The following is a 12,015-nucleotide window of genomic DNA, read 5'->3' on the forward strand; positions in this document are numbered from 1 at the left end:
AAATATGTACTAATTTTAGCAGTGCAAAAAATGCAAAGAATGGTTATTTAGAATTAGATTAGAGGGTCCATTGTGCCGTGTTGACATGGTCCTGAACCATTCTGGTTCAAGGCGGAAGTTCGATGTTTACCGTAGGTTTCCCACTTCAAGGTGGGCATACACAAAAGTAACCAATCTCATCTCCTTTTCTATACTTAATCGGCTCAGGGAAATAAATCAAGCACGAACACAACAGATAGATAAATTATCACCCTTAGAGGATTGAATTGCAATGATATTTCTTCTTTTATTTGCTTAAATTTTTAGGAACAGATAATTTGATAATTTCATTTTACTATTTTGTTAAAAATCTATTCCTATAAAATGCCAGTTCCATTTCTTATAAAAAAACCCTCAAGTGACTGTATTAGCTGCAATTTTATTATTAATTATTATCATGGACCCTATTGGAAACGTGCCTGTATTTCTTAGTATCCTTAAAAATATACCAATTGAGAGACGAAGAATCATCATTGTTCGTGAATTATTAATTGCCCTAGTCATTTTGTTATTTTTTATGTTTGTTGGAAGATATATTCTTCAGTTGTTAGATATAGATCAGTCTTCGCTTGGTATTACTGGTGGAATAATATTATTTATTATTGCCATTAGAATGATTTTCCCTGGAACAAAACCTATCTTTAGTCACAATGAGAATACTGAGCCTTTAATTGTGCCGCTTGCCGTCCCAATGCTAGCTGGTCCATCAGCGATAGCAGCAGTAATACTGTTTATGGCACAAGAGCCAAATAGGTGGGTTGAGTGGACTTTTGTTGTATTTGTTGCTTGTTTAATAACTGGGATTATATTAATCTCATCAGAGGCATTGGGAAGAAAACTAGGTAACAGGGCATTAATTGCTATTGAAAGGTTAATGGGAATCTTGCTGATAATGGTTTCTGTTGACTTTATTCTTGACGGATTAAAACAAACATTCAATATTTAGATTTCTTTCTTAAATTTTAAACTTCTCTGCTTCTATTCAAATTTGCTATGTAAGCTTGCAAAGGCTATAATGGCGCCTTTTTTACAACTTAATGGTGAAGAAATTGGCACCTATAGTAATGAAATTTGGAGGCACAAGTCTTAGAGATGAGGATTGTCGCTCTTATGCTTTAAAGCATATTAAGAACTACCACGAGTCTGGAGAGAGAATTGTGGTTGTTGTTTCTGCTATGGGACGAAAAGGTGAGCCATATGCCACGGATACCCTTGTTGCCCTTCTTAGAGATGTGGGTCACAATATTAATCCAAGAGAGTTGGACCTAGTGATGAGCGTTGGAGAAACGTTAAGTTCTGCTTATTTTTCTCACCTTTTGAGTCACAATGGAATGCCTGCCGAGTCATTTAATGGAAGGCAATCTGGAATTCTTACAGATGACAATGCAGGCAATGCTGAAATTTTAGATATTAATCCTGCTCGAATTGTTGAAGCTCTTGATAATGGTTTCATCGCGGTAGTGGCAGGTTTTCAAGGTGTCAATGATAAGGGTGATATTCGCACTCTTGGAAGAGGGGGGAGTGATACTTCAGCTGTAGCACTCGCATCTGCATTGGGAGCTGAAAAAGTTGAAATTTTTTCTGATGTGGATGGTATAGCTAATTGCGATCCAAGACAGGTTGAGGGTTCTAGCTACTTAGAATCTATTAGTGTTAATCAGATGCTTGCAATGGCTGATGAGGGATCTAGAGTGATTCATCCAAGAGCAATCAAAGCGTCATTAAAAACTCAAACACCAATTATTGCTAAAAACACCTTTAATGATTCAGAAGGTACTTTGATACACCATGACATATCTAAAAAGAAAGAGGTTGTTGCTATTGCCCATCGTGAAAGTATGGTTCTGATAGAGTTCGCATTGGAGCATAAGGCTGCAAGTCATGTTAATGGTGTTGTCAATATTGACTCAAAGAGACTGCTACTAAATGACGATGTGTATTTGAGTGATAAGTTGGCCCAGCTAGAGGAGAAGCTTGGCTTCTACAAGTTAAGTAGACACTGGGCAACGATCTCTGTGGTATTTAATAATAAAGTTTCAAAAAAACCCGCCGAACTCGACTATGCTGAATTGCTGGATTCCCCAGATACCATTATCAGATACCTCCTAAAAGAGGTTAAAGTTAGAGAAACCTTGAAATTTTTACATGGCAGATATACAAGCTAATTTAAGGCTTATAACCTGCGTTATTTACATAACTTAAAAGCACTTCATCTGTAAACGTTGCCTCAAGTTCAGCCGCCTTTGTCTCGACTGGCTCTTTTAAATCTCCGTCTGCAATTTCAGTGACCTCATTGTGCCAATCTGTAAGGTATGCATCTGCATCTGTAGAGTCACCTAACGTTGCAGCAGAGTCAACAGCCTCCATAAAGCGATTATCTAGCTGAAGTTTTTCAACCTCCCTCCTGCTTTTTTTTATCATCACCTGTGTAGGTATATCACGCCATTTAATAACAGTTAGCTTCATTTTATTCTCCAAAAAAACAACATATAATTATCCCAATAAATTTCAAAAAATTCTACCATTAACTTATTGATGTAATTGCTATAATTTAGGTATATAATTCACGTTTTTCGAAGTTAGAATTTGTATTGAGGAAGGTATGAAAAATAAAGCACAAGTAGTTGTAATTGGTGGCGGTGTTGTGGGCGCTGGGACACTTTATCATTTGGCTAAAAAAGGTTGGACTGATGTTGTATTAGTAGAACGTAAAGACTTAACTTCTGGTTCAACTTGGCATGCTGCTGGATTATTGCCTCTATTTAATATGAGCTACTCAGTGGGGAAGCTGCATCAGTATTCAGTCGATTTTTATCATGATCTTGAAAAAGAAACGGGTATGAATGTTGGCTTTAGTGTCGTATCAAACATCCGCTTAGCAAATTGCCAGGATCGAATGGATGAATATAAATACTATTCTGGTGTTGGAAGTACCGTAGGTGTTGATGTTAAATTTTTAACTCCAGACGAAGTTAAAGAGGTTTGGCCTTTATGTAATACTGAAGGCCTGCTTGGCGCAATTCAGCATCCAGATGATGGCTATATTCAGCCAGCAGACTTAACTCAAGCATTGTGCAAAGGCGCTAGAAATCGTGGCGCTGAAATCTATGAAAACACGATCGTAACTGATTTAGAACAGCAAAAAGATCATACATGGGTAGTCAAGACTGATCAAGGTGATATTGCTTGTGAACATATTGTCTCATGTACCGGAAGCTTCGCAAGAAAAACAGGTGAAATGGTGGGTCTCGATGTACCTGTAATACCTGTTGAGCATCAGTTCCTGGTAACAGAGCCACATCCTGACATTTTAGAAAGAAAGAAAAAAGGCCTACCTGAAATGGCTGTACTTCGTGAATCTGATGCGGCTTATTACCTTCGTGAAGAGGCTGGGGGAATGATCTTAGGTATCTATGAAAAAGGAGCGCCTGCATGTTATGTTGATGGCCCAAGTGACGACTCAAAGTATGAGTTGTTTAATGGTGAACTTGACCGCTTAATGCCACATATTGATGCTTGTATAAATCGGGTTCCAGCTTTTGGCGAGGTTGGAATTAAAGAAATTTATAATGGCGCTATTGCGTATACGCCAGATGGCAACCCAATTGTTGGTCCTGCTCCAGGACTTAAAAATTTCTGGTTGAATGAGGGACATAGTTTTGGAATAACTGCTGCTGGTGGTGCTGGTTGGCAGCTTGCAGAGTGGATGGTTGATGGTGAGCCAACCGTTGATATGATGGGTGTGGATCCGCGTCGATTTGGGCCCTATGCCACTCGTGGATATTTGAAAGAAAAGAATGAAGAGGCATACGCAAATGTTTTTACTACTCACTATCCTGATGAAGAGAGGAGTGCGGCGAGACCTCTCAAAACTGCACCATGCTATGATCGAATGAAAGACTTGGGTGCGGTTTTTGGATCTGTTTATGGTTGGGAGCGTCCAAACTGGTTTATGCCAAGTTTAGATTATTCACTCACTGCTGAAGATTTAAATCAGGCAGATCCTTCCAAGGTTATTCTTAACAAAAACCACTCTAAAGCACTAGATGATGGACGCATTGTTGAAAAGAATTCATTTCGCCGCTCCAACTACTTTGAACATGTTGGAAATGAGTGTAAGCATGTCAATGAGAACGTAGGTCTTCTTGATATGTCAGCCTTTGCGAAGTGTATTGTTAAGGGGCCTGGTGCAGAGGAATGGTTGGAATATATCTTTGCTAATAAGATGCCTCAAACTATCGGCAGGATTAGTCTGGTTCATATGCTATCTTTGAATGGTGGAGTCAGATCAGAATTTACAGTTTATAAAACTGGACCTCAAAGCTATTATTTAGTTTCCGCTGGTGCGTTTGAAACACATGACCATGATTATTTATTCAAACTTGCTCCTAAAGATGGATCTGTCAGCATTCAAAGAGTTACAACACAAACAGGTGTTCTTGTATTGGCTGGACCAAGGTCTCGAGATGTTCTTCAAAAGCTTACGGATACAGATCTATCAAATGAAAACTTCAAGTGGCTAACTGGGAGAAAAATCAATGTTGGATATGCATCTGCTGAAGCTCTTCGTGTTAACTTTGTTGGCGAATTAGGTTGGGAGCTGCATCATCCAATTGAGATGCAAAATTATATCTTCGATCAAGCAATGGAGGCTGGTGCTGAATTTGATATCAAACCTTTTGGAATTCGTGCAATGGATAGTATGCGTCTTGAAAAATCGTATCGTCTCATTCCTAGAGAAATGTCAATTGAATATTCTGCCTATGAATCTGGATTAGATCGTTTTGTTAGGCTGGATAAAGAAAATGATTTTATTGGTAAAAAAGCCTTGAAAGATTGGCAAGACCGAGGTGCTTCAAACGGTTTTGTAACTATGGAAGTGCAGGGTGTTGTTGATGCAGATGCTCGAGGCTCTGAGGCTATTTATAAGAATGGTGAAGTTGTGGGAAGAGCAACCTCAGGAGGTTTTGGTTGGCGCTGTGGTAAGTCGCTAGCGTTAGGCCTTGTCAAGAAAGATCTAACTTCAATTGGAACTGAACTTGAAATTGAAATACTAGGTGAGAAATATAAGTCAGTTGTTATAGAAGAGTCACCATTTGATCCTGCTAACGAAAGTTTGAGGTCCTAACTATGTCTCTCATTAAAACAAAATCTGAACTTCACGAACAAATGGTGACTTGGCGTCACTATATTCATAAACATCCAGAACTTAGTTTTAAAGAGGAGATGACTAGTGACTTTATAGCTTCTGTTTTAGAATCTAATAATATTGAAATGCATCGCGGTCTTGCAGTCACAGGAATAGTTGCTACTGTTCATGGAACAAAAAAAGGCAAGGCTATTGGACTGCGTGCTGATATGGACGCTCTTCCAATTCAAGAGAGGAATGAGTTTAGTCATAAATCTATTCATGACGGAAAGATGCACGCTTGTGGGCATGATGGCCATTCGACAATGCTTCTCGGGGCTGCTGTTTATTTAAAAGAGAATAATGATTTTTCTGGTACTGTTCATTTTATTTTTCAGCCTGCAGAGGAAGGTGGAGGTGGTGGCCGTGTTATGGTTGAAGAAGGTATATTTGAAAAATTTCCTTGTGAGGCAGTTTATGGGATGCATAATTGGCCAGGTATGGCGGAAGGTCAGTTTGCCGTTCATGATACTGCAGTAATGGCTGCAAATGAAACACTCAAAATTACAATTAAAGGCAAGGGTGGTCATGCCGCTATGCCAGACCAATGTGTTGATCCAATTGTTATAGGAGCTCAAATCATTACAGCGATTCAAAGTGTTGTTTCAAGAAATGTTGCACCACTAGATTCTGCAGTGGTGAGTGTTACTATGGTTGATGCAGGATTTGTATCTAACGTCATTCCGAATGAAATGAATTTAACAGGCTCACTGAGATACTTTAAGTCTGAGGTTGGGGATGATGTGAAGAAAAAAATTAAGACTATTGCTGAAGGAATTAGTCAGTCTATGGGGGCAACAGCATCATTCAGCTCAGTTCCAAATTACCCTGCAACTGTGAATACTCCAAAGCATGCTAAGCTCTGTGCTAGTGCTGCTGAAGTGGTTGTAGGTAGTGCAAATGTTTTAAGAAATGAGAAGCCTAGTATGGGCTCTGAAGATTTCTCATTCTTGCTTAATGCATCTGAAGGTGCATATATTTGGATTGGTAACGGACTTGTTCCAGAAGATGGTCCTGAAGGTGGCTGTATGCTTCATAATACTCAGTATGATTTCAATGATGAAATTCTTCCACTCGGAAGCAGCTACTGGGTAGAGTTAGTTAAAGGAATCCTAAAGTAATTTTTAAAGGTTTAGCTTATGTTTTCTAAGGCAATTGTTAGAACTCCTGGAAAAAGTTTAATTGATGGCCTCACTGATTCCAAACACCTAGGCTCTCCAGATTATCAAAAGGCTATCACTCAGCATAAGGCCTATATCAAGGCTCTTCAGTCATGCGGCCTTGAGGTTCATGTATTGGAATCTTGTGAGGATTATCCTGACTCGACTTTTGTAGAAGATGTAGCTCTCATAACCCCAAAATGTGCCATTTTTACCCGTCCAGGCGCCGAGTCCAGAAGAGGCGAGGTTGAACAAATTGAAACCGTTTTAAGGGATCAATTTGATAATGCTGAGCGTGTTGAGGCTCCTGGAACTATAGAGGCGGGTGATATCATGATGGTTGATAATCATTATTATATTGGATTATCAGCTCGAACAAATATTCAAGGCGCTGAGCAAATTATTGGGATTCTTAATAAATATGGCTATACAGGATCCACTGTAAATCTCAAAGAAGTGCTCCATCTTAAGACTGGTCTTTCTTATCTCGAAAACAACCAATTGGTTATATGTGGTGAATTCAAAAATGACCCTATTTTTTCAAGATTTGATCACATTGATATACCTGAAGAAGAGAGTTATGCTGCAAATTGTATTTGGGTAAACGATAATGTTCTTATTCCAACTGGATACCCACTTGCCAAAGGGAAAATAATTAGCACTGGGTATAACGTTATAGAGGTTGACGTTTCTGAATACAAAAAACTTGACGGTGGTTTGAGCTGCCTATCACTCAGATATTAAAAAGTTTCTACACTAAAGCTAACTTTCTAGTGTTTAAAATGTCGCATTCCTGTAAATACCATAGCAATGCCATGCTCATTCGCTGCTGAGATTACTTCCTTATCGCGCATTGATCCTCCTGGATGAATAATTGCATTGATGCCCACTTGAGCTGCTGCATCTATACCATCACGGAATGGGAAGAATGCATCTGATGCCATGACAGAACCTTTTACCTCTAAGTTTTCATCGGATGCTTTAATGCTGGCAATCTTCGCTGAATAAACTCTAGACATCTGACCTGCCCCAACACCTATGGTCATTTGATCTTTTGCGTAGACGATTGCATTTGACTTAACGTACTTTGCAACTTTCCATGCAAATAATAAATCCTTCATCTGAGATTCAGTCGGACTTAAAGAGGTTACGCAATTCATATCAGATGGATTTAATAAGGTCAGGTCTTTATCTTGAATGAGCAGGCCACCAGATATTTTTTTATAGTCAAAAGCTGGTTGTGTTTTTTCTAGATCACCACACTCAAGAACTCTAATATTTTCCTTTTTTAATAAAATAGATCTTGCACTATAAGCAATCTTTGGGGCAATGATGACCTCTACAAACTGTTGGTTGATTATGCACCCAGCAGTTTCTTTATCTAACTCACGGTTAAAAGCAATAATCCCTCCAAATGCAGAGGTAGGGTCTGTAAGGTAGGCGCTTTGATAAGCTTGGAAGATATTTTCTCTCGTTGCAACACCGCAAGGATTTGCGTGTTTAATAATGACACAGCTAGGTTCTTCAAAATCCCTGACACACTCTAAAGCAGCATCCGCATCGGCAAGATTATTAAATGAAAGAGGCTTGCCTTGGATTTGTTGACTAGATGATACCGATGCCTCATTGAGATTTGATTCTTTATAAAATGCAGCATTTTGATGAGGATTTTCACCATAGCGCATAGTTTGTGATTTGATCAATTGAAGATTTAATGTATTTGAAAAGCCATCATTCATTCTGCCAAGATAATTTGCAATAGCGCCATCATATTGTGCTGTATGTTCAAAGGTTTTGAGAGCTAATGACTTTCTCATTTCATGAGTTGTATCACCCCTATTAGTTATTTCATCGAGTACCAATTGATAATCAGAACTATCAACAATCACAGTGACTGAGATATGATTTTTAGCGCTTGATCGAAGCATAGCAGGGCCACCAATATCAATATTCTCAATAGCATCTTCCTCAGTGCAGTTTGGATTTTGGATGGTTTTTTGAAATGGGTATAAATTGACAACCACTAGATCGATTGGTTTAATTTGATTCTGTGACATCACCTCTTCATCTTTTCCTCTTCTAGCTAAAATTCCACCATGAATCTTTGGATTAAGAGTTTTGACGCGACCAGCCATCATTTCAGGATAGCCAGTGTAGTCAGATACTTCAGTTACAGGAATGTTGTTATCCCTAAGAAGTTTTGCTGTGCCGCCTGTAGATAAAATTTCTATATTTAATAACGAGAGGCCTTTTGCAAATTCAGCTATTCCAGTTTTATCTGAAACGCTGATTAAGGCTCTTTTTATAGGCATTTTAGGATTAAGAGGTGTAGATATTTTTAAGAATTAAATTATAAACTCTTAGAGGTTATAAAGGCTTGCTTTTTTCTTTAAGGTAGCACGGTTTATACCAAGTATTCTGGCTGCCTCACTTTGATTTTGATTGACTTTATCAAGAACATACTTAATAGTTGCTGACTCAGCTTGTTGCGTAACCATCTTAAAAACACCATTAGATGATTCACCGTTCAAGTCTGAGAAATACTTCTCAAGATTTTCTTTAATGCAATCCTGTAAACCCCTTTGTTTCATATTGAATACAAAAATTCATGAAATTTCGAATATTGTTCAGAGTGATCTGACACTCTGTTAATGCTTGGCCAAAAGGCTAGGCCTTTTTCTTGGTCAAGGTGCATAGAATACCAAAAAATATGCTTTCTGGATAGTTGTGTACCCATTTTATGACCATAAAAATCATGAATTTGTGAAATATGACCCAAAATCAATGGAATTTTTTTCTCTAATGTTGGCTCTTCTTCTGTTTCACCAGATGTCAGAAATTGATTAACTTGATTAATCAACCAGGGGTTTCCTTGCGTGGCTCTTCCAAGCATCACCGCATCTGCACCAGTGAAGTCTAATATATCTTTAGCTCTTTTTGGCGAATCAATATCTCCATTTGCTACAACTGGAATTGATACTTGGCTTGCAATTTTTTTGACTGTATCAAATTCAGCATCACCATTGTATTTCTGTGATCTTGTTCTGCCATGTATTGCAAGCATTTTGATGCCATTATCTTCTGCAATCTTTGCAATTGTTGGTGCATTTTTATTTTCCTCATCCCACCCTGTTCTCATTTTGAGAGTGACAGGAACTTCAACAGCATTTACTACAGCCTTTAAAATATCTTCTACCAATTCTTCATTTTGCATTAGAGCGGATCCAGCTGCTTTATTGCATACTTTTTTTGCTGGACATCCCATATTGATATCAATAATATCTGCCCCAAATTCTAATGCTTTAATTGCAGAATTTGCTAATTCTTGTGCCTCTGATCCAGCAATTTGAATGCTGATAGGCAGTTGTTCCGAGCTAAAATCCAAGCGGTGTTTTGATTTATTTGAATTTAATAGATGATTTTGAATTACCACCATTTCAGATGTTGTAAGGCCAGCACCTTGATCCCTGCATATCATTCTAAAGGGTTTGTCACTTGTGCCTGCCATGGGTGCAAGCAGTACTTTCGAAGTTAGTTTATGTGAACCGATATTCATAAAGATATTAACTTAAAGCTTTTTTGTTTGCTTTTCCGCTTTCTTTTTAAGTCTCTTCTGCTTTAGTTTTGATAAATGGTCCACAAACAATATTCCATTTAAATGATCCATTTCATGCTGAATACAAACAGCAAGCATCTCACTTGCTTCAATCTCGAATGATTGGCCTAGTTCATTCAGGGCACTGACTTTAATTTCATTAGCTCTTTTAACACTCTCATAATAATTTGGTACTGAAAGGCAACCCTCTTCCCATTCAATTTCACCATTTTTTTCAATAATCTCAGGGTTAATAAGGCAGATTGGCTCATTACACTCTTCTGATACATCAACAACTATAAGGCGCTGATGAAAGTTAACTTGAGTTGCTGCAAGACCAATTCCTGGCGCATCATACATAGTTTCAAACATATCTTTAACTTGCTTTTTTATCTCACTGTTAACATTCTCAACTGGCTTTGCAACAGTTCTTAAGCGCTTATCAGGGTATTTGAGAATTTCTAATATCATGACTTAGTCATTACTGTGTTTTGAATTTTGCTCATTTTATTTGGATAATCTTGGTTATAGTGCAATCCTCTACTCTCTTTTCTAGACAGTGCAGATTCTACAATAATTTTAGAAGTTTGAGCTAAGTTTCTTAGTTCAATTAAATCCTCGGTTACAGTATAAATACGATAATACTCATCAACTTCTTTATTAATTTGCTGAATTTTTAGATATGCGGAGTTCAGTCGATTATTACTTCTGACGATGCCAACAAAGTTCCACATGATGAGTCTTATTTCATGCCATAAATGAGCAATTACTACTTTTTCTTTAGAGGGTGCAACTCTTGAGTCGTCCCATTTTTCAATTTTAGTTTGTGAATTTTCAAATTCACTACCGTTAATATGATTGGCACAGGATTTAGCAAACACTACGCACTCAAGCAAGGAGTTACTTGCCATTCTATTTGCACCATGCACTCCAGTATGTGCGACTTCACCAACGGCATAAAGATTGTTTATGCTGCTTTGTGCATCTATGTTTGTATTAATGCCACCACAAGTGTAATGTGCAGCAGGAACAACTGGGAGAGCTTCTTTAGATATATCAATACCAAGCTCTTTGCAGCGCTGAGTGATTGTTGGAAATCTAGATTTAATCCACTCTTTATCTTTAAATGAGAAGTCTAGATAGACACAATCATAGCCATTAACCTTCATCTCATTATCGATTGCTCTTGCAACGATATCACGAGGTGCTAGCTCAAGTCGATCGTCGTATTTATGCATAAACTCCTGACCATCAGGCAAAAGAAGTTTTGCACCCTCACCTCTAAGAGTCTCTGATATTAAAAAAGATTTGGCATGCGGATGAAAAAGACATGTAGGATGAAATTGGGTAAATTCCATGTTGGAAATCTCGCATCCTGCTCTGTAAGCCATCGCTATACCATCTCCAGTTGAAGTATCTGGGTTTGAAGTGTACAAATAAGATTTTGAGGCGCCACCAGTTGCAAGAATAGTTTTGTTTGAACTAAAGGTCACTACCTCCTTCGAGTTTTTATCAAACACATATGCGCCATAACAATTTTTATCTTTAACAACAAGGTCGACAGCAACATATTCTTCAAAAAGCTCTATGTTATTTTTTTGCCTTACCTTGGCAAGAAGGTTGACTTGGATTGACTGACCCGTTTTATCGGCAACATGGGCCACTCTTTTTGAGCTGTGACCACCCTCAGTTGTGAGATCATAGCTATTATTGATGTGAGAAAATTGAACACCAGTGCTTTCAAGATCTTTAATAGCCTGGGGGGCTTGCTCTACCATATACCTGATACTCTTTTCGTTGCCGAGGTTAAAGCCGGTGTTAACAGTGTCTTCAATATGTGAATCAAAATTATCTTCTGGATCTAGTACAGCTGAAATTCCACCTTGGGCATAATACGAAGAGCCTTCCAATATTTTATCTTTAGCAATCACCGCTATTGAGGTGCTACTTGAGAGCTGAACAGCACTCATTAATCCAGCAGCTCCAGAGCCTATTATGAGAACATCGAATTGATATTTTTTAGCCATAGTTTA

Annotated in this window: 11 protein-coding genes and 1 other RNA gene; 5 read left to right on the forward strand and 7 right to left on the reverse strand. The window is 38.2% G+C overall.

Annotation, left to right across the window (positions count from 1 at the left end; translation table 11 throughout):
* Positions 1-60: 60 nt before the first annotated feature.
* A non-coding RNA gene (gene ssrS, locus AC5YGB_RS01195) (6S RNA) lies at positions 61-241 on the reverse strand.
* 195 nt (positions 242-436) lie between these two features.
* On the opposite strand from ssrS, the gene AC5YGB_RS01200 reads away from it, so the two are divergent.
* A complete protein-coding gene (locus tag AC5YGB_RS01200; RefSeq protein ID WP_065353753.1) occupies positions 437-985 on the forward strand; it encodes a MarC family protein in 549 nt (182 codons plus the stop codon).
* Positions 986-1,076: 91 nt separating this feature from the next.
* The gene (locus tag AC5YGB_RS01205; protein WP_496137477.1) at positions 1,077-2,204 is read left to right on the forward strand and encodes an amino acid kinase family protein; all 1,128 of its coding nucleotides are present in this window, start codon (positions 1,077-1,079) and stop codon (positions 2,202-2,204) included.
* 1 nt (position 2,205) lies between these two features.
* On the opposite strand, the gene AC5YGB_RS01210 is transcribed toward AC5YGB_RS01205, so the two are convergent.
* On the reverse strand, positions 2,206-2,505 hold the full coding sequence (locus AC5YGB_RS01210) for a virulence factor (RefSeq protein ID WP_496137478.1): 300 nt from the start codon (positions 2,503-2,505) through the stop codon (positions 2,206-2,208).
* Between the two features lie 136 nt (positions 2,506-2,641).
* On the opposite strand from AC5YGB_RS01210, the gene AC5YGB_RS01215 reads away from it, so the two are divergent.
* Genes AC5YGB_RS01215 through AC5YGB_RS01225 form a run of 3 tightly spaced genes read left to right on the forward strand, consistent with a single transcriptional unit; the run spans position 2,642 to position 7,131 of the window.
* Complete coding sequence (locus tag AC5YGB_RS01215; protein WP_496137479.1) at positions 2,642-5,167, forward strand: FAD-dependent oxidoreductase; 2,526 nt, start codon at positions 2,642-2,644, stop codon at positions 5,165-5,167.
* Between the two features lie 2 nt (positions 5,168-5,169).
* On the forward strand, positions 5,170-6,348 hold the full coding sequence (locus tag AC5YGB_RS01220; RefSeq protein WP_496137480.1) for an amidohydrolase: 1,179 nt from the start codon (positions 5,170-5,172) through the stop codon (positions 6,346-6,348).
* A gap of 18 nt (positions 6,349-6,366) precedes the next feature.
* Entirely contained in the window at positions 6,367-7,131 is a 765-nt protein-coding gene (locus AC5YGB_RS01225) for an arginine deiminase family protein (protein WP_496137481.1), read from the forward strand.
* Positions 7,132-7,157: 26 nt separating this feature from the next.
* Here AC5YGB_RS01225 and purH read toward each other — a convergent pair whose 3' ends face one another.
* The 5 genes from purH to nadB are packed head-to-tail and all read right to left on the reverse strand — an operon-like array spanning position 7,158 to position 12,009.
* A complete protein-coding gene (gene purH, locus AC5YGB_RS01230; RefSeq protein ID WP_496137482.1) occupies positions 7,158-8,699 on the reverse strand; it encodes a bifunctional phosphoribosylaminoimidazolecarboxamide formyltransferase/IMP cyclohydrolase in 1,542 nt (513 codons plus the stop codon).
* A gap of 48 nt (positions 8,700-8,747) precedes the next feature.
* Complete coding sequence (locus tag AC5YGB_RS01235) at positions 8,748-8,978, reverse strand: helix-turn-helix domain-containing protein (RefSeq protein WP_020027342.1); 231 nt, start codon at positions 8,976-8,978, stop codon at positions 8,748-8,750.
* Positions 8,975-9,943 (reverse strand): tRNA dihydrouridine synthase DusB, encoded by a 969-nt coding sequence (gene dusB, locus AC5YGB_RS01240; protein ID WP_496137483.1) that lies wholly within the window; start codon positions 9,941-9,943, stop codon positions 8,975-8,977. The genes AC5YGB_RS01235 and dusB overlap by 4 nt, the downstream gene beginning before the upstream one ends.
* Before the next feature lie 12 nt (positions 9,944-9,955).
* Positions 9,956-10,453 (reverse strand): peptide deformylase, encoded by a 498-nt coding sequence (def, locus tag AC5YGB_RS01245; RefSeq protein ID WP_065353748.1) that lies wholly within the window; start codon positions 10,451-10,453, stop codon positions 9,956-9,958.
* On the reverse strand, positions 10,450-12,009 hold the full coding sequence (nadB, locus tag AC5YGB_RS01250; RefSeq protein WP_496137484.1) for an L-aspartate oxidase: 1,560 nt from the start codon (positions 12,007-12,009) through the stop codon (positions 10,450-10,452). The genes def and nadB overlap by 4 nt, the downstream gene beginning before the upstream one ends.
* Positions 12,010-12,015 lie beyond the last annotated feature (6 nt).

The sequence above is a fragment of the Candidatus Pseudothioglobus sp. uisw_142 genome, from assembly GCF_059512465.1.